The 17,343-nt window shown below is 60.7% G+C and carries 10 protein-coding genes; 1 reads left to right on the top strand and 9 read right to left on the bottom strand.

The annotated features are described in order from the left end of the window. Positions 1 to 328 precede the first annotated feature (328 nt). The 8 genes from AC6H42_RS22180 to AC6H42_RS22215 form a co-directional block, all read right to left on the bottom strand. Complete coding sequence (locus tag AC6H42_RS22180) at positions 329 to 1,246, bottom strand: nucleotidyl transferase AbiEii/AbiGii toxin family protein (protein ID WP_497548956.1); 918 nt, start codon at positions 1,244 to 1,246, stop codon at positions 329 to 331. Next, positions 1,243 to 1,842, bottom strand: a complete 600-nt coding sequence (locus AC6H42_RS22185; protein WP_497548957.1) for a type IV toxin-antitoxin system AbiEi family antitoxin domain-containing protein — start codon at positions 1,840 to 1,842, stop codon at positions 1,243 to 1,245. The genes AC6H42_RS22180 and AC6H42_RS22185 overlap by 4 nt, the downstream gene beginning before the upstream one ends. Positions 1,843 to 2,054: 212 nt before the next feature. After that, the gene (gene cysC, locus AC6H42_RS22190; protein WP_497548958.1) at positions 2,055 to 2,633 is read right to left on the bottom strand and encodes an adenylyl-sulfate kinase; all 579 of its coding nucleotides are present in this window, start codon (positions 2,631 to 2,633) and stop codon (positions 2,055 to 2,057) included. Beyond that, positions 2,630 to 3,442 carry a helix-turn-helix transcriptional regulator gene (locus AC6H42_RS22195; RefSeq protein WP_497548959.1) on the bottom strand — a complete coding sequence of 271 codons (813 nt, stop codon included), beginning with the start codon at positions 3,440 to 3,442 and terminating at the stop codon, positions 2,630 to 2,632. Before AC6H42_RS22195 ends, cysC begins: the two co-directional genes overlap by 4 nt. A 29-nt stretch (positions 3,443 to 3,471) precedes the next feature. Beyond that, positions 3,472 to 8,202 (bottom strand): NAD-glutamate dehydrogenase domain-containing protein, encoded by a 4,731-nt coding sequence (locus tag AC6H42_RS22200; RefSeq protein WP_497548960.1) that lies wholly within the window; start codon positions 8,200 to 8,202, stop codon positions 3,472 to 3,474. Further along, positions 8,199 to 9,437 (bottom strand): MFS transporter, encoded by a 1,239-nt coding sequence (locus AC6H42_RS22205; protein WP_497548961.1) that lies wholly within the window; start codon positions 9,435 to 9,437, stop codon positions 8,199 to 8,201. The genes AC6H42_RS22200 and AC6H42_RS22205 overlap by 4 nt, the downstream gene beginning before the upstream one ends. Next, positions 9,418 to 10,980: a sulfotransferase family protein gene (locus AC6H42_RS22210; RefSeq protein WP_497548962.1), complete on the bottom strand. Its 1,563-nt coding sequence runs from the start codon at positions 10,978 to 10,980 to the stop codon at positions 9,418 to 9,420. Before AC6H42_RS22210 ends, AC6H42_RS22205 begins: the two co-directional genes overlap by 20 nt. A gap of 77 nt (positions 10,981 to 11,057) precedes the next feature. Then, on the bottom strand, positions 11,058 to 13,451 hold the full coding sequence (locus tag AC6H42_RS22215; RefSeq protein WP_497548963.1) for a TonB-dependent receptor: 2,394 nt from the start codon (positions 13,449 to 13,451) through the stop codon (positions 11,058 to 11,060). A gap of 228 nt (positions 13,452 to 13,679) precedes the next feature. On the opposite strand from AC6H42_RS22215, the gene AC6H42_RS22220 reads away from it, so the two are divergent. Beyond that, positions 13,680 to 15,476 carry a serine hydrolase domain-containing protein gene (locus AC6H42_RS22220; RefSeq protein WP_497548964.1) on the top strand — a complete coding sequence of 599 codons (1,797 nt, stop codon included), beginning with the start codon at positions 13,680 to 13,682 and terminating at the stop codon, positions 15,474 to 15,476. Between the two features lie 394 nt (positions 15,477 to 15,870). Here AC6H42_RS22220 and AC6H42_RS22225 read toward each other — a convergent pair whose 3' ends face one another. Continuing rightward, positions 15,871 to 17,331: an NAD-dependent succinate-semialdehyde dehydrogenase gene (locus AC6H42_RS22225; RefSeq protein WP_497548965.1), complete on the bottom strand. Its 1,461-nt coding sequence runs from the start codon at positions 17,329 to 17,331 to the stop codon at positions 15,871 to 15,873. Between the last annotated feature and the right edge of the window lie 12 nt (positions 17,332 to 17,343).

Raw genomic sequence — 17,343 nt, forward strand, 5'->3', positions numbered from 1 at the left:
GCTGTCCGTTCCCAAATTTGTGTCCATAATCGAATTTGTGGGCACAAATTTGTTGTGCCTTCGATTCGATCATCAGAGATGCTGCCGCTTGAAGTCTAGACGGCAGTGGCTGGACGCTTACTGTGCAGTGACCAAAGCCAGTCATGATCGAAGCACTTACGACACGGCCGGACCACATGGGGCAGAAATGAAAAATCGCCGGCTAGCGGCGATTTTCAGGATACTGGAGGCGAGGATCGGAGTCGAACCGACCTAGACGGCTTTGCAGGCCGTTCTCACGATTATAAATCAAGCACTTACGTGAAAACCGCTTGAAACACCGCTCGAGTCAACTCGGCGCTTTGGTCGACCATGGGCCGCCCGCTTGCCACGTAGCTGGGAACGCCACGTTGGCATATGCCGCCGCGCAGACCGGCAACAGGAAAGCGGCAAGTTCTGCGATTATCTCGTGCAACGCCAATCCTTCCAACCGGTTCTTCTTCAAGAAGGCCTGCCATTGCACCTGTTTCTGGCCATCCTGTGCAAACGCATCGGTCAGACCGAGAGGAGCCTGTGCGGTCAACGCGGTCCCCCGGCGTTCAAAAGTCGCCGCCACCGCTATGCGAAGGGTCTCGCCATCGAAGACGGTGTGACGCGCCAATGTCAGCAGATCGAAATAGTCCTTCATGCGGCTGTTAGCAATGCCAAGCAACGACAGCGCCTCGAACTTTTCCGCCACCACTGTATAACGGGGATAGGCGCGGAGTTTTGGCGCCGGGAATCCTGACAACATCACGGGATATTCGACTTCCTCTGGACCAGGGGTGACAGCATCTCCGAAGCCGATGTCGACCTGGACTTGGCAACGTGCACCATCAATCACGCCGAGTAGCAGTACCCGTACTCCACCATAGTTTGCCTCCTTACGGATCTCGGCCGCGTGGACGGTATCAGCCTGAAAGATCACACCGTCCTGCATTTCGATCATGCAAATTTCCTTGAAAATGCCTTCGATGTGCGGCAACTCCGCCGAGCCGAAGCCCAGAAAATCAGCGTCCCTGGTCGGGCGATGCGGAATATCGAACCATAGGTCGAATAGCAATGCTCCCTTCAGTAAAAACTGTTGGGCATGCGTGGAGATACTGATCCGGTAAAGAAAGCGCTCAATTGCGTAACGGGTAAGGACCAAGCTGAAATCCTGCCCGGTCTCGCGAGCGCGGTTGAGCAGCCTTGCACGGACCGATGCCGCCACGTTGCGCTCTTTCATGTCAAACTCTCCATATAGGGGCGCATTACGTTGGCCACACGGCACAGGTTGGCGTAGTGCCAGAGTTCGTCCATGCTTACGCGTTTGGCCAGCCAAGCCTCCCGAAGCGCCTCCATTGCCACATCGAGCCCTATCTTGTTACGGAACTTAAAACAGTCGGCCACAGTGCGGGCGACATTGGTGACGCGAACGATCACGCCGTCGAACTGGTATTCTTCAATGCCCTCGGTCAGCGCAGCACCAGAGAAACGCATGATGCGCAGCGGCGGGTAATCCATCTTCGGCGTGCGCGCCTTGTTGGGAATCGCCAGCCAGACTTCGAATGGCGACTGCGTGGTGAGGTCATGCACGCGCAGGGCTGACAGCAAGCAGACGATGACATTCGGATGTCTACGCGCCACCTCGGCCAGCGTGCCATGCTCGGAAAAGACGCGGTCAGGACGGGCGTACAGGCCACGCCCGACTCGAACGAGCTGGCCTTGCCTAACTAGTCGGGTCAGAGCGACACTGTGCAGCCCAACCGCGCTGAGATCACGCGGACGCAGTAGGCTGTGCTCATCAGCGAGTTCCAGAATGGCTTGATGCGAACTTTTCATGGTCTCATGATGTTGTAGAATGTCTGTAAATGTCAAGAAGTACCGACCATACACAACATGCCACTACGACGCACCCAAGAGCCTTGTGGATTGCGTCAGATTATGCCATTACCACACTCGACGTTACGCTGAAAGGCTGGGGCAACATCGCCAGCCAAGGCGAACACGTCGCTATTCATGGCAGTGCGAGCCGCACACAAAGCCGTCGCATCTCAAGTAATGCCTCGTTTCGACAATTGCGCCATAATTGCCGCCAGCGATTCCTCGATAGGCTGCAAACCAGCATCGACACACAAGTCCGCGTCCAGTGGAGGTTCGTAAGGTGATGAAATGCCGGTAAAGTCCTTGAGCACGCCACGCCTGGCCTTCGCATACAGCCCCTTCACGTCGCGCGCCTCGCACACGGATAGCGATGCGGAACAATAAATCTCGACATATTCCGTCGGATTGAACATGGCGCGCACGAGCGCACGGTCATCTCTGAAAGGCGAAATGCAGGCTGCCAGCACGATCACTCCAGCATCAACCAGTAAATTCGCCGCCTCCCCCACCCGTCGGATGTTTTCGGCACGATCCGCCCGCGAAAAACCCAGGTCCGCGCATAGGCCTTGCCGAACACGATCACCGTCGATCACATACGCCGGGTGTCCCAGTCTTTTCAGCCGATCACATACCGCGTTGGCCAAAGTAGACTTGCCGGAACCCGATAAACCGGTGAACCACAGCAACGTGCCACGACCGGTGCTGACTACTTGATGCACGCCGACTGGAACTGTTCCCGGATTTGTCATGGCGCCTTCCCGCCTGCTTGCGCCTGGTAAAACGTCGCAAACAATTCGGATTGCGAGTTAATTTGAAGCTTGCTGTAAATATGCTTGCGATGCGCGCGCACTGTCTCGATGGAGATTCGCAACTTCTGGGCGATGTTTTTTGATGAGAATCCGCTTAACAAGAGGTGGCCAACTTCCACTTCGCGCCCTGTCAGGCGGGGGCCACCAACGCGGCTAAACGCATCCCCCATCCCATCCACCTGCAGAACTGCGCCTGCCTCAACGACAGCCGCCTCGTCCTTCCCGGCCTCATGATCGTAACGCTTGCGCATCAGCGCGATGACGGCCGGAGCCAGCACGTGCAGAAACGCGACCTCCTCCGGCGCGTACTTCCTGCCACGCCCCATCGAAAAGCACAGCGTTCGCTCGCTATCTATCACCGTATTGAACTGGATCTCGTCAGCAACCACGTTGAGCTTGAAATACAGCCGGTAATAGTCGGTATGCAGAAAATTGTCCGGCGCGACCTCATCGAGAAGAACGAGCCCGGAATAAGCGTGTCCCCGGCTGGCGATGAAGAAAGGGTCGAGAAGATACAGACCATTCAGGTAGTCGTTGAACAAGGGATCCGGGCTCCCGTCCTCGCTCGGATTCTCCACGAATACTGCCGGCTTGGCGTTGCTGGAAAACATCAACGCAACCCAATTGTCACAATGGACGTACGTGCGCAGCACGCGGACCAGCAAGGGCCAGAAGTCCGGCCGATCCAGTGCCGCGATCAAACTCGCTATGCTGCGATGCAAGGCCAAATCGCGCAAATCAACGTTCATGAAGTTCCTTATCGCTCCTTAAGACCGACTCATCCTACTGGAGCGCCAACGGCTTGACAAGCCGGGCTGGCGCCACGCTCCGAAAACACCCACGCCGCAAGAATCGCGTCTTCGAGCTCACTGGCTGGCGCGCAGCCCGCCAAGCCCATCTCATTGTCGACCGCTTCGATCGCAGCGCCCAGGCCGCCGCTGTCGACCGAACGTGCCAGCACCTGCAGCAGCAGGCGCTGCTGCGCGCGGCGCATGGCCTGCATCGCATAGTTGCGCAGCTGTTCCTGCGATTTGCTGTGCGGTGCCAGCTTCAAGCCGCGCTCCAGTGTATCGATGCCGGTCCGTCGGCGCAGCGCCATGCCAGCCGTCAGCAGCTGCGCCAGCCCCATGCCTGCGGGACCCTGCACGGCGACTGCGGCGAACACGAAGGATGCCACCGGTTCGATGGCATCGACCGAACGCCAGGCCTGCACGAACCCCGCCGGCAGTGACTGGCTGTCGTCGGCGCTGGCGTTTAGCGGCATCAGCTGCTGGAGGATGTCGGGCTGAGCGAACAATGCCGTCAGCTCTTCCATGGCGACGCCGCAGCGCTGATCCGCAGGAAGCGACAGCACGCCGTCGATGACGGACTTGAGCAGCGCACGGGTACGGGCATCGACCATGATCGACACATCGCGCGGCACGTCCAGCGCGTTGGCATCGAGCGCGCTGAAGACCGGAGCCAGATTTAAGGCCGACCACGCCAGCCCCCAGGCCTTGACAACATCCGCGTCGTCCACATGATGCTCGAATGCGAGGTCGCGTAGCATCAACGGCCCGCAGCGATTGACCGATTCGTTTGCCAGCACAGTCGCCAGGATGGTGTTGGCAAGCGGGTGCGCCAGCGCCCGGCGAGTGGCTACCAGTTGTTCGGGGAAATACGGTTTGAGCACCGACTCGGCCCAGCTTAGTTCCGTGAGCGGCAGGCTTGAGAGCAGGCGCTTGTAGCGGTTCTTCACGTTGGCGATGACAACCGCCAGCTCCGGTGCCGTCAGGCCGATGCCGGCGGCCTTCCTGCGCGCCAGCTCGGCGTCGCCTGGCAACTGCTCGAGTTCGCGCGACAGCGCCCCCTCGGCTTCCAAGCTGCTGATCAGCGCAGCGTAGCTGTCCACCGCATCCGGCCGAGCTTGCGCCTGCAGTTCGCGCACCAGCAACTGGGTCTGCAGCTTGTTGTCGCGCAGGACCAGCTGTTCAACCTCAAGCGCCATGTCTTCCAGGATGGCGTTACGGTCCGCGTCCGCCAGCAGGCCCGCATTGACTTCCGTATCAAGCCAGATCTTGACGTTCACTTCGTGGTCGGAGCAATCCACGCCGGCCGAGTTGTCGATCGCATCGGTGAAGATACGGCCGCCGGCGAGGGCGAACTCGATACGGCCCAACTGGGTCGCGCCCAGGTTGCCGCCCTCCGCCACCACCTTGCAGCGCAGCGCGTTGCCATTGGCGCGGATATGGTCGTTGGCACGGTCCTTGACTTGGGCGTGTGTTTCTGTCGATGCCTTAATATAGGTGCCGATACCACCGTTGTAGAACAGGTCCACCGGCGCCATGACGATGCGGTGCATCAGTTCTTCGGGCGTGAGACTGACCTCTTCGATGTCCAGCGCGGCGCGGATCTGCGGCGACAATTCGATGGAACGGGCGTTGCGCGGGAAGACGCCGCCGCCGCGCGAGATCAGGTCCTTGCTGTAGTCTTCCCACGAGGAGCGCGGCAACGCAAACAGGCGCTGGCGTTCGGCGAAGGAAACGGCGGTGTCCGGATCCGGGTCCAGGAAGATGTGGCGGTGGTCGAAAGCGGCCAGCAGCTTGATCTGATTGGACAGCAGCACGCCATTGCCGAACACATCGCCCGACATATCGCCCACGCCCGCCACGGTGAACGGTGTGCCGTCGATGTTGTGCTCCATCTCGTAGAAGTGGCGCTTCACGGCTTCGAACGCGCCCTTGGCGGTGATGCCCATCTTCTTGTGGTCGTAGCCGTTCGACCCGCCGGACGCGAACGCGTCGCCCAGCCAGAAGCCGCGCTCGACCGCGATGCTGTTGGCGATGTCGGAGAACGTCGCCGTACCTTTGTCGGCCGCGACCACCAGATATGGATCGTCCTTGTCATAGCGCACAGTGTCCGCAGGCGCAATGATTTCGCCATGCACCCGGTTATCGGTCACCTCCAGCAGGCTGGAAATGAACAGGCGGTAGACCGCCTCGCCTTCGGCCGCGATAGCGTCACGCCCGGCGTCCGTCGGCATCTGCTTGCATACGAAGCCGCCCTTGGAGCCGGCCGGCACGATGACCGCATTCTTGACCATCTGCGCCTTGACCAGGCCCAGCACTTCAGTGCGATAGTCTTCCATCCGGTCCGACCAGCGCAGGCCGCCGCGCGCGACAGGGCCGCCGCGCAGGTGCACGCCTTCGAAGCGGCGCGCGAACACATAGATTTCGCGGTAAGGACGAGGCTCCGGTACCAGCACCAGGCCGCTTGTATCGAACTTGAAGATGATCTTGTCGCCCTGCTGGCCGTTCTGGAAATAATTGGTGCGCACGGTGGCAAGCACCAGATCCACCAGCGCGGCCAGGATTTCCTCGGTATCGGCATGATTCACCGCCGCCAGGTTGTTCTTGATGGCGGCAAGGCGCTCGACAGCGCCAGCGCGATGGGTTTCGGGCAGACTGGGGTCAAAACGCTGGATGAACCCCTCGACCAGTTCCTTGACCAGGTCCGCACGTAGGCGGAGCGTTTCTGCCATGTAACGTACAGAAAACTTGCTGCCGGTCTGGCGCCAGTACGACAGATACGCACGCACCAATTGGACTTCGCGCACGCGCAAGCCGCCTTCGATGACCAGGCCATTCAGGCGCCCATCTTCGGCTTCGCCATTGAACAGCGACGTAAAGAGCTCCCTGGCTGCATCGACAATCTGCGGCTGTCTCAACTTGACGGCGCTGCCGGCATCGACCGCCAAGCTCGTCACATAGCCCTGCTCACCATCGGTGCATGGCATGGTGAAGCACTGTTCGCGGTTGATACTGACGCCCGCGTTCTGCAACGCCGGCAGGATGCGCGATAGCGGCAGGATCTCGCCGCTGGACAGCAGGCGCAACGTGGTGCCACCGGCGCTGGCGGTTGCAACCAAAACGGCAACCCTCCCGCTCTTGCGGACACGCAGCAGTGTCGCCAGGTCCTGGAACGCCACGTCGGGGGGCGTGGACTGGATGTAGTGCAGCGGCAGCATCTGGCAAAGCTGGCGCATGCGGATGCGGACCGCGCCATCGGCAATCTCGTCGTTCAATTTAGCGAACTGCTCGTGCCAGCCATCCTGCACCTGCACCAGCAGCCGTTCGATCCGGCTTTCAATGTTGACATCGTAGCGGTCGATCCTGGCGTTCAGGTAAACGCGCGCCAACGGGCTACCCGCGAGCAAGGTCTGGAAGCGCACTTCATTTCCGCCCAGCGCTTTCCTCAGCACGTCGGCGAGGTTGGACGCCATCATGGCGCTGTAGCGCTCAAGCGGCATGTAGACCAGCACATTCAGCTGACGCCCATGCACGTCGCGCCGCGCGAAGACGCGGGTGCGGGGGTGCTTGTAGAGCGACACCACGCTGCTGCACACATGAGCCAGCCACACGACGTCGGCCTCCATGACCTCCGAACGAGGCAGCGATTCGAGGATATCGATAAACTTCTCGGCATAAAAGCCCTGATCGCGCACGCCAGCCAGGCGCAGCACTTGCGCCACACGGCCACGGACAAACGGCAGCCGCGTCAAGGGGGTTGCGCTGGCGATACGGGTGAGCAAACCCACAAAGCCATGTTCGCCGAGGATGGCCCCGGCTTCATTGCAGACCCGGACCGTGATGATATTGAGCGGCTCATCGCGGTGCAGCGTGCCGGCCACATCGGCCTTCACGACGGCAAGGACGCCAGGCCCCATCAGCAAGGTGTCCACATCGCTGTGTATTGTTTTCAGACTGTCGCTGTACACCGGATTGGCGCCATCGCGCAGGGTGCCGAGACGGCTGCTTGCGTCGCATTCCATGATGGCCCGGGCGGCGTTCACAGTGTAGTAGGCGTAGCCGAGCGGGACAAAGCCGCCGGCCCGCGCCCACTCGAGGAAGTCATGCACTTCCCTCCCCTCTTCGCCCTGCGCGGCAACGCTGCCGGCTATGCTGCCCAGCATGCCATCCATGGCGGCAGCGTCGCGGTAGACGGCTGCGGCATCGGTGGCGACCATGACCAGCCGGCTCTCCAGTTCCGACAGCGCGGGCGGGGACAGTTCCTCGTTAAGTATGCACAGCACAAAGGACTCGGGTTTGGCGTCTGCCCGCCCTGTACCCGTGGTCCCGCTGTCTCCGTCGCTCCCGCCGCCGAGCACGGCATTCATCACGGCGGCGGCCGGAACGGCCTGCCTGCGCATTGCCATCAGGATGGAGTCGACCAGGTAGGGCATGTCATCGTTGACAATCAGCAACGCCGTCAGCATGTCGCCCTTACCGGACGCGTAGCGCATGCTGACTACCAGGCTATGGCCATATTCCCGGCTTGCCGCGCGTGCAAAACCTTCACACAGCAGGGAGGAAAATACATCCGGTTCAAGCGCCAGCAAGTCCTCATCGTCCAGCAGGTCGAGCCAGGCTGCGATCAGCGTGTGCACTCGGCTGCCCTGTCCCAGCGCAACGAGCCGCTCTCCGGCGAGGTTCAAAATGCGGCTGCGCAAGTCTTTTTGCAGATCCCTCATTTGGCGCCTCCCGCCACGGACGCCATCTCGGGCTGGTGGTCCAGCGACCAGGCAGGCATCGATGCGGCGATGACGCCCAGCACCAGCATGCCGAGCGCGGCCCATACCAGCGCGTCGTAGCTGGTGTCGGCCAAGATCAGCGAGCCAACCATCGGACCGGAAGCCAGTCCAATCTTCGACGCGAACCCGGCCCAGACCGCGGTCTGGCCGTGCTCGTCAAAGCGCGCAGCCATCCCGAGCAGGCAGGCAATGCCGAAATTCCAGGTCACGGCAGTCAGGCAATTGGCGATAACGAAGAACAGCCGGCTCTCGCTGTAAATGAACATCCAGGTTCCCAATATATTGATCAGGATACCGGCCATGATCGGCAGGAAAATCCCGTGGCGGGCCGACAGGACGATGACCAGCATGGCGCCGAGCATGGCTACCCAGTTCGAGATGCCGAGCGTCTGGCTGATGAATTCGAGCTCCAGCCCGGCATTCCTGCCAAGGCCGATCAGGAAGGCGTACAAGCCCATGTTTGCAGCTTGAAACAGCGTCACGCTGAGCAAGGCGAACAGCAGAGGGCGCCGGTTGCCTGATACCAGCCGCAACGTGACCTTTACCCTGCCCTGCGGGACAGGATAAGCCGGCAGAAATTGCAGCATCAGCAGTGTGATGATCGAAAACAGGATCAGTGCCCAGAACAGCACCGGGGTGCCGAACGCCGGCACCAGCATTGGCAGAACCATGACCCCGAGGCCGCCCATGCCAGCCTGGACGAGCAGCAAGACGCCAAAGGTGCGGTCGGGAGCGGTCGTGCGGGCAAACAGCGAATACGTCAGCCCGACCAGGGCGCCGCCTATTGCGCCATGCACGAAGCGCACGGCAATCAGCGCAATCGGATGCACGACGAAAATCGACACCAGGTCAATGGCGATCAATGCCAGCAACATGCCATGCGCGGCTGGGCGCCAAGGAACGCGCTTGACGATCAAGGCCATCAGCAAAGCGCCAGCGGCGCCGCCGTACATATTGAACGATCCAACCAGGCCGGCCTGGCGGTTGGTGAATGCCAGGCCCTCCTTGAGCCCGTCAATCAGGGCCGGCATGATGGTGACGTAATACAGTCCCGCAGTGGCGAGGAAAGCCAGGAGTATCCTGGCGATCATGCTGTCGGCGGGAACGGGGTGAAAAGCGGATTTAAGTGTCATCATATCTTTTGTTTTGATGCCTTCAGGTACAGTCAATGCCATGTGCAGTGAGATACGTGGTAAGCGGGGAGAGTTGTTTGGCGTAAGCGCGCCAGCGCTGCACCGACGACTGGTAGACCGGCCGCCGGACCTGCGCCGCGCTGGCGGTGGCCGATGGACCTGCATTGCGGTGAAAGTCGAGGCAGGCCTCTTCCCAGGCCAGGCCGCAAAAATCGATCATGCGGCGGCTGGTTGCTTCCTGGGATTGCACCAGTTCTTCGTAGTCGATATCCAGGAACGCGTCCGGCATCACAGTTCGCCAGTGTGCCATCAGCTTGTGGTAAGCCAGGTAGTACCGGCCCAGATCCTCCAGGCTGTAGGAAAACGGGTAGCCCATCCGAAACAGGGTCTTGTACATGGCATAGCAGCTGTCCAGCGGATGGCGGCGCAGATGGATGATGCGCGCGCCGGGCAAGGCTAGCCGTATCAATCCAAGGTAAAGATAATTTTCGGGCAATTTGTTGATAACACGACGCTTGGCGCACAGACTGGTGATCGCGTCGCGGTACAGCGCCCCCAGCTCTTCGAAGGGAACGCCGGCGGAACGCTCGATCAGATCGAGCTTGGTTCCCGGCCCTCCCGCCAACTTCATGACGGCGAACGCGAAATGATTGACCTCGCCCAGGCTGCCCACCTCGCTGTGCGACGCGAGTATCCGCTCTACCAGGGTGGTGCCTGAGCGCGGCAGCCCGATCACGAACGTACTTGCTTCCTGCGCCCGGGGCGCCGGCGCGCTTGCCATCCGGCTGGCGTCGAAAGTGGCAGCGATGGCGGCAATGGCGGCCACGTCATTGTCGACGCGGTAGGCAAGCATGGCGCGCCGGGCGCGTGCTCCCCGTTCAACCAAGGCGAAAGAACGTTCGGCGTCACCGACATCCTCGTATTCTTTGGCTAGGGCGTAGCATAGCGGCACCTGCGACCTGTCGTTCGCTGAAAGACGCGCCAACAGCGCCTGCATGTCGGCTATGCCGTTTTTCTCAAGCGTGGCGGAGCGCAGCATCGATCGGTTCAGCCGTGCACCCGCATCCAGGCCATCGAGCTCGATGACCTGGTCGAACAGCGCTTCGGCACGCTGATGATCGCCCAACGCGACGCACGACGATGCCAGGTTGAACAGGTAGTGGCCGACGCCGGGCCGCAGCTGCGCGGCACGTTCGTGGCAGCGCGCCGCGTCCACGTGGCGCGCGCAATGCAAGTACAGCTGCGCAATCTCCTGCAACAGATCCGGATCGTCGGCGCCCTGCTCCAACGCGGCCAGTTCGGCCACTGCCAGATCCGGCCTGACGCAATAGATCAGGCACTCCGCGACACGCAGGCGGGCGCCGGCGGACGCCGGCTCCAGGGCGCTCGCCAGCCTGGCCGCCGCCAGCATCGAGTCGAAGTCGCCCAGTCGCTGCCAGGCCCGACTCAACGCCAATTGCACCGGTAGCGAGCGCCGCGCCAACGGCGCCACTTGATGGCAAAGGCCGATGGCAGCCTGGTGCTCGCCGGCAGATACAAGTGCATCAAGCCGTTGCATCTGCTGCTTCAGAAAGTCGTCGCTCATAGCCTCACCCAGCTGATGTGATTGTCGAAAACGCGTTTTCCGTGTCCGCCGGTGATTTTTCAGCGGACACGGGGATTTTAAAACGTATAGTTTGCCGACAATCCGATGGTCCGGGGTTGCGAGATTAACACCTTGGAGCCGTTGCCATAATAATTCTGGGCCGGTGCGGTGCCCATGGCCGACTCCAGGAAGCCACCGGTTACCCCTCCATTATTGGTCAGGTTTTTTACAAAGAAGGTAGCAGACCATTTTTCCGCCGCCAGCGTCGACGAAAAACCAAATTGAGAGAAACCGGGCCAAGTCGCCTTCTCCCGTGGCGATTGCGATATGGAGTTTTGCGTGGCGCTCTGGTGATAGGCGCTGATGCGATTAGTCCAGTACCACTCGTTGCTGAGAGGCGTTACGTGATCGAGATTGGCGCTCAGGGTGTGTTTCGCGGTGCCGGGCAACACCGTCCCCGCGACCGCGCTAACGACGGAGGGACGGTCGGCGCGCAGCACGTCCTGGGTCAGTTTGGCATTCACCAGGGCGTAGTTCAGGCCGAAGCGCAGGTCGGTGGTCAGCCGGCCGCTCAGTTCCAGCTCAAGGCCCCTGCTGCTGGCCTTCCCGCCATTTTGCGCGACATAAAATCCCCAAACCGGCGTGGTGGTATCGATCTGAATATCCTTCCACCGAATGTCGAACAGCGACAGGTTGTAGCGCAAATTTCCCTCTACGCCCTTGATGCCGATCTCGCTGTTGATATTCGTATCGGGATTAAAAGTCTGCCATGCAGGGCTCTCGGCAAAGGTGCCGGTCAGCGGAACCGCATTCGCGCCGGCACGGCGATAACCCTCTGAAACCGTAGCATAAAGCATCTGTTGAGGAGCAAGATCCCAAGACAGGTTGGCCTTGAACAAATTGCCGGAATCCTTCTGGGCATTGATTGTCCGGATCGGCACATTGGCCGGCGCGATCACGCCCGAGCCCAGCATGGAATCATTGTTGAAATCCGTTTTGAACGCGCGCATGCCGCCCGTGAGACGCAAGGTCGGTGCCAGATGCCAGGTCAACTCGCCAAACACGGCGCGTTCCTTGAACTCCTGCTTGCGCTGGAACAGGAAATCGTTGTCGCTGGTGACACCGCTGCGCGGTATCGCGAGGTCGGCCCATGACTTCAGTCCTACCAGATAGCTCATCTGCGTAGCGTCCAGGGTCTGGTTCTGGAGATAGGCGCCGACGATGTAATCGAAGCGCAATCCTTTTCGCGATACCAGCCGGAGCTCCTGCACGAAGGCACGATCGCCATAGCGGCGGTCGGCCTGGGCCAAGGGACGGGGGTAGTTATAATAGTAGTTTGCCAGCCACGCGTTCTTGGCGTAGAACCCGGTATTCTCCGACAAACTCTTCCCGCTCTGATCGTAATGGGAAGTGGCGCTCGACAGCGTCGCAAACCCCAGGTCGAGGTCCATCTCCAGTGCCGCCAGGCTGACTTCGCGCGACGAAGGTTCGAGCTGGACCGATCCGTTTTCGTACTTGCCGTATGGCACTCCGAAACCATCATTGCCGCGAGTTGGCTGGCGCCGTCCGCCGACATCGTCCTTTTGAGTTTGGTAGGTGAGCAAAGCCTGGAAACCAGCATTCGGCTTCGCCAGCACCGATATGCGCGCGTATTTTTGATCAACGGTGTCGGCATCCTTTACGTCGCGGTAGGACGCCGCCGGATCAAGCTTCCCTTTCGGCGCGACTGGTTCCCCTTTGGCGTCGAGGACGTACACGTTGCGGTAGTCGATCACGCCGGCATTGTCGACCTTGCCAAGGGCCACGCGTGCGGCGATGGTGTCGGTGATGGGGAAATTGAATATCCCATCGGCGCTGTAGTTGCTGCCACTCGAGCCTTCGGTCTTGCTGTAAACGCCGTCCAGCCTGCCCGAGAAGGAATTCAGTTCGGGGCGCCGGGTGATATAGCGCACCGTTCCGCCCAGCGAGCCTGAACCGTACAGGGTTCCCTGGGGTCCGCGCAGCACTTCGACGCGGTCAACGTCTTTGATAAGAAAATTCGCAAACAAGGGTGTGCTGTTGACATAGGTCGACACCGTGGGCACCGCCGATGCCTGAAAATCGCCGAGCGCCGAACCATTGACATTCATGCCGCGTATGGTCACGCCGCTCAGCACGCCGGAATTGCGCGCGCCACGGTCGACCACCGACGCGCCGGCAACGCCGCGCAGCATCTCCGCCTGGTCCACGATGTTGCGCTCACTCAACTGGTCGCCGTTCAGCGACGAAATATTGTAGGGAATCTTGAGGATGTTTTCGCGCCGGCCCTGTGCCGTCACCGTCACCACCGTGACGGCTGGCGCCTCTTCTTTTGCCTTCGTGTCGTTGCTCTCCTGCGCCTGGGCGAAGATGTCTGTGGCATAGGTACTGGCGAATGCAAAGGCAATTGCTGTCACCAGGGCTTTTTGTTCAGGGTGTGCCGTCTGTTTCATTGCGTCTCCTCATTGGATAGTATTTTTGTGTACGGATTGCACTATCGTTGAACGACGGTATGCGGTCAATTACCCGACATGGTTACTCCATTTGCACCGGACCGGATGGTCCATGGGCCGTGCAGCCCTACCCTGATTGAAGTACTCCGAAGATGGAATTGCGGGCGCGCCGCTTGCCGCATAGAGTCGCCCACGGACAACTATAAAAATCCATTCTGGAGACAAACTATGACAAATCTTCAACTGCTGAAAACGCTGTGCGCCGCCGCGTGCCTGGCCGGGGCGCTGAGCGCATGTGGTCGCGGAGGACAGTACGACGACATCGAAACCTATGCCCCTCTGCCAGGGACCGGTGCGGTCACCCGTGCCGCCGCCAACCTGGGATATGCCACCCTGATGGGCAGCGCCACCAGCCTGGTCGACTATAGCGCCTTTGCCGTTCCGAGCAACGCGGCCAACCCCGGCCACACGTTCCAGGGCACCCTCACGCTGAACAATCTCGGTACCACCGGCAGCTTTAGCGAACAGGGCACCTCGGTGGCCCGCTTCTACCAGGATCCCGGCCACCTGCCCGCCTTTTCCTTCCAGTTCGTCCAGACCGGAACCCACATCGTCCCGGTCACACGCGGATTGATCGGCACCTCCCATCCGAACTGGTCCTACATTCTGGAACCGGGCCGGGTTTGGAAGGAAACCGACGACCAGGGCTACGCCCGCGCGGCGATTCCATTTTCCCTGCAGGAGAAAGGGGCGAACTGCACCCACAACGGGGTGATGAGCTTTCTGTTCAAGTCCGACGGCAGCGTCAGCAAGGTTGCCTACCAAATCGCTGGCGAGACCTGCCAATATTTCAAATTCAATATGTGGGGCCTGGCGCCGGCCAGCTACACGCCGCAAACGATCGACAACGCCGCCGCAACAATCACCGCCTACCAGGCCGAAGTCGCGGCACGCATGCCGACCAAGCCAATCGAGCAGCTGGCCGCCGATTTCCCCGCCTCCGGCGTCGTGCCGGCCAATATCGGCAGCGAACAAACCCCCTCGGCCAGGACGCTCTGGGGCGTTGCCATTGACGGCATCAACTACGTTGGTGGCTGCGCGACACGCTACGGTAGCTATCCGTATTGCGACGTCATCGACCTGCCCTCTTATTCGCTGGCCAAATCAGTGGCCGGGGCGATAGGCCTGATGCGGATTGAAAAGAAGTACGAAGGGGCGCAGAGCGCGATGACCCTGCAAGCGACCGTAGGACTGTGTTCGGGCGACCAGTGGCGTGACGTAACACTGCTGAATGCACTGGACATGGCAACCGGAAATTACGCCGATGCCGGCTATGAGGTCGATGAGGGATCAGACAAGGTGGAGCGTGACTTCTTCAGCGTTCATTCGTACAGGCAGAAGGCCGCGCATGCCTGTGGCTATTCACGGAAGGCCGCACCAGGCACAACCTGGGTCTACCGTACCTCCGACACCTTCTTGCTCGGCAGCGCGCTCAACACGATCTACAAGCAACAGGAAGGCGACACCAAAGACTACTACCGCGACATGCTGGTGGACGAGCTGTGGAAGCCGCTGAAAATGAGCCCCGCCACCTGGACCTCGACCCGCACCGACGACAGCGTCGCCTATCCTCTCACCGGCTACGGCCTCACTTTTCACCACGACGACATGGTCAAGATCGGGGAATTCCTAAACAAAAACAACGCATCGATCGGCGGAGTACAAATGCTCGACAGCACCCTCTACAACGAGGCCATGCAGAGAACCGGCAACCACGGCCTGTCCGCCGGCCGCGCTAGTTTCAAGTATCAGCACGGGTTCTGGGCGTGGGACGCGGGCAGCGCGGATTCCAGCGCGCCTATCTGCCCCAATGCGAAGTGGGTTCCCTACATGTCCGGCTTCGGCGGCATCGGCCTCGTCTTGCTGCCCAACGATATGGTGTACTACTTCGTCAGCGACAACCACGAGTACTCGTTCAAGAATACGGTCATTGAACTGAACAAGATCCGCAGCATCTGCCGCTAAAGGTTGAATAGTCCAGATCCACGACGCCCGACGCGACGCATCGGGCGCATGGCACTCGACCACTCCGGCGTCGCGGTGTCATCCCGCCTTAGCGCGAACGATGCGCCGTACTTCGCCGTCAGCCACCGCGACGCGCCGTTCTTCCAATCGGCGCTCGCGTCCTGCAATCAAGACTTCGCGCGCAAGCGAAGGCGCCACCCCCTGTCGCAGCAGGTCATTGAACGCAGCTTCGAATCCCCGCTTCTTTTGAACACGGAGCGCTTCCGTGACCGCGCTCGACGTTATTTGGTCCTGCCGTCTTTCTCCAACTCTCATTGGCTGCTTTCCTTGTTAAATGCACGGCGAAAAAGCCGTCTGAATGTTCAAACGGCTTTCCTTTTCACTGCAAAACGCGCTAGGTTCCCGCGAGGCACATGTACTTCATCACCATGTATTCATCCATACCGTACTTGGATCCCTCGCGCCCCAGGCCGGACTGTTTCACACCGCCAAACGGCGCGACTTCGTTCGAGATCAGCCCCGTATTGATGCCCACCATGCCGTATTCGAGCCGCTCGGCGACTTGCCACACACGGGCGATATCGCGCGTGTAAAAGTACGACGCGAGGCCGAACTCGGTATCGTTGGCCATGCCGACGACTTCGTCATCGGTATGGAAACGGAACAGCGGCGCAAGTGGACCGAACGTCTCTTCGCTGGCCACCAGCATCGACTGGTCGACGTTCGCCAGTACCGTCGGCTGGAAGAACGTGCCGCCCAAAACATGGCGGCGGCCCCCTGTGAGTACGGTGGCGCCTTTTGAGAGCGCATCGGCGATGTGGCTTTCGACTTTGAGAATGGCGGCCTCATTGATCAGAGGGCCCTGCTCTACACCTGGCACCGTGCCATTTCCAACCCGCAAACGCTCCACTGCCGCCGCCAGTTTTTCGCTGAAAGCCGTGTAGACCGAGTCGTGGACATACAGGCGGTTCGGACACACGCAGGTCTGTCCGGCATTGCGGAATTTGGCGGCAATGGCCCCTTCGACCGCAGCATCCAGATCAGCATCGCCGAAGACGATGAACGGCGCGTTCCCGCCAAGCTCCAGCGACAGTTTCTTGACACTGTCGGCCGATTGCTTCATCAGCATGCGGCCGATGTTGGTCGAGCCGGTAAAGCTGAGCTTTCGAACGTCCGGATTGCCTGTCAGTTCGGCGCCTATGGCCGGCGCGTTGCCGGTGACCACGTTGAACACGCCCGCTGGAATACCGGCCCGGCTTGCCAACTCGGCCAGCGCCAGTGCAGAAAACGGTGTCAGCTCAGCCGGTTTGAGGACCATGCTGCAGCCAGCCGCCAAAGCCGGCGCGGCCTTGCGGGTGATCATGGCCGACGGGAAATTCCACGGCGTGATGGCGGCGCATACGCCAACCGGCTCGCGCGTGACCAGCAGTCGCCGTCCCTGCGCCGGACTGGCAAGAATGTCGCCATTAATGCGTTTTGCCTCTTCCGCGAACCATTCGACAAACGATGCCGCGTAGCCGATCTCGCCACGCGCCTCCGCCAGCGGCTTGCCTTGCTCGGCAGTCATGATGGACGCCAGGTCGTCCGCGTTATCGACCATCAAGGCATGCCAGCGCTTCAGGCAGGCGGCCCGGTCCTTGGGCAGGACTTTGCGCCAGTCGGCCAGCGCCACGGCCGCCGCCGCGATCGCACGCCGGGTTTCCTCGGCCCCCATGCGCGGCACGTAGCCCAGCAGGGCGCCGTTGGCCGGGTTGTAAACCGGCGTCCGTTCGCCTGAATCAGCGTCCACCCACGCACCACCGACGTAGGCCTGTTGCTTAAATAGGGAATTGTCTTTCAAAGTCAGCACACTCATTTCCTCTCTCCG

This window comes from Massilia sp. NBRC 108631, from assembly GCF_059704565.1.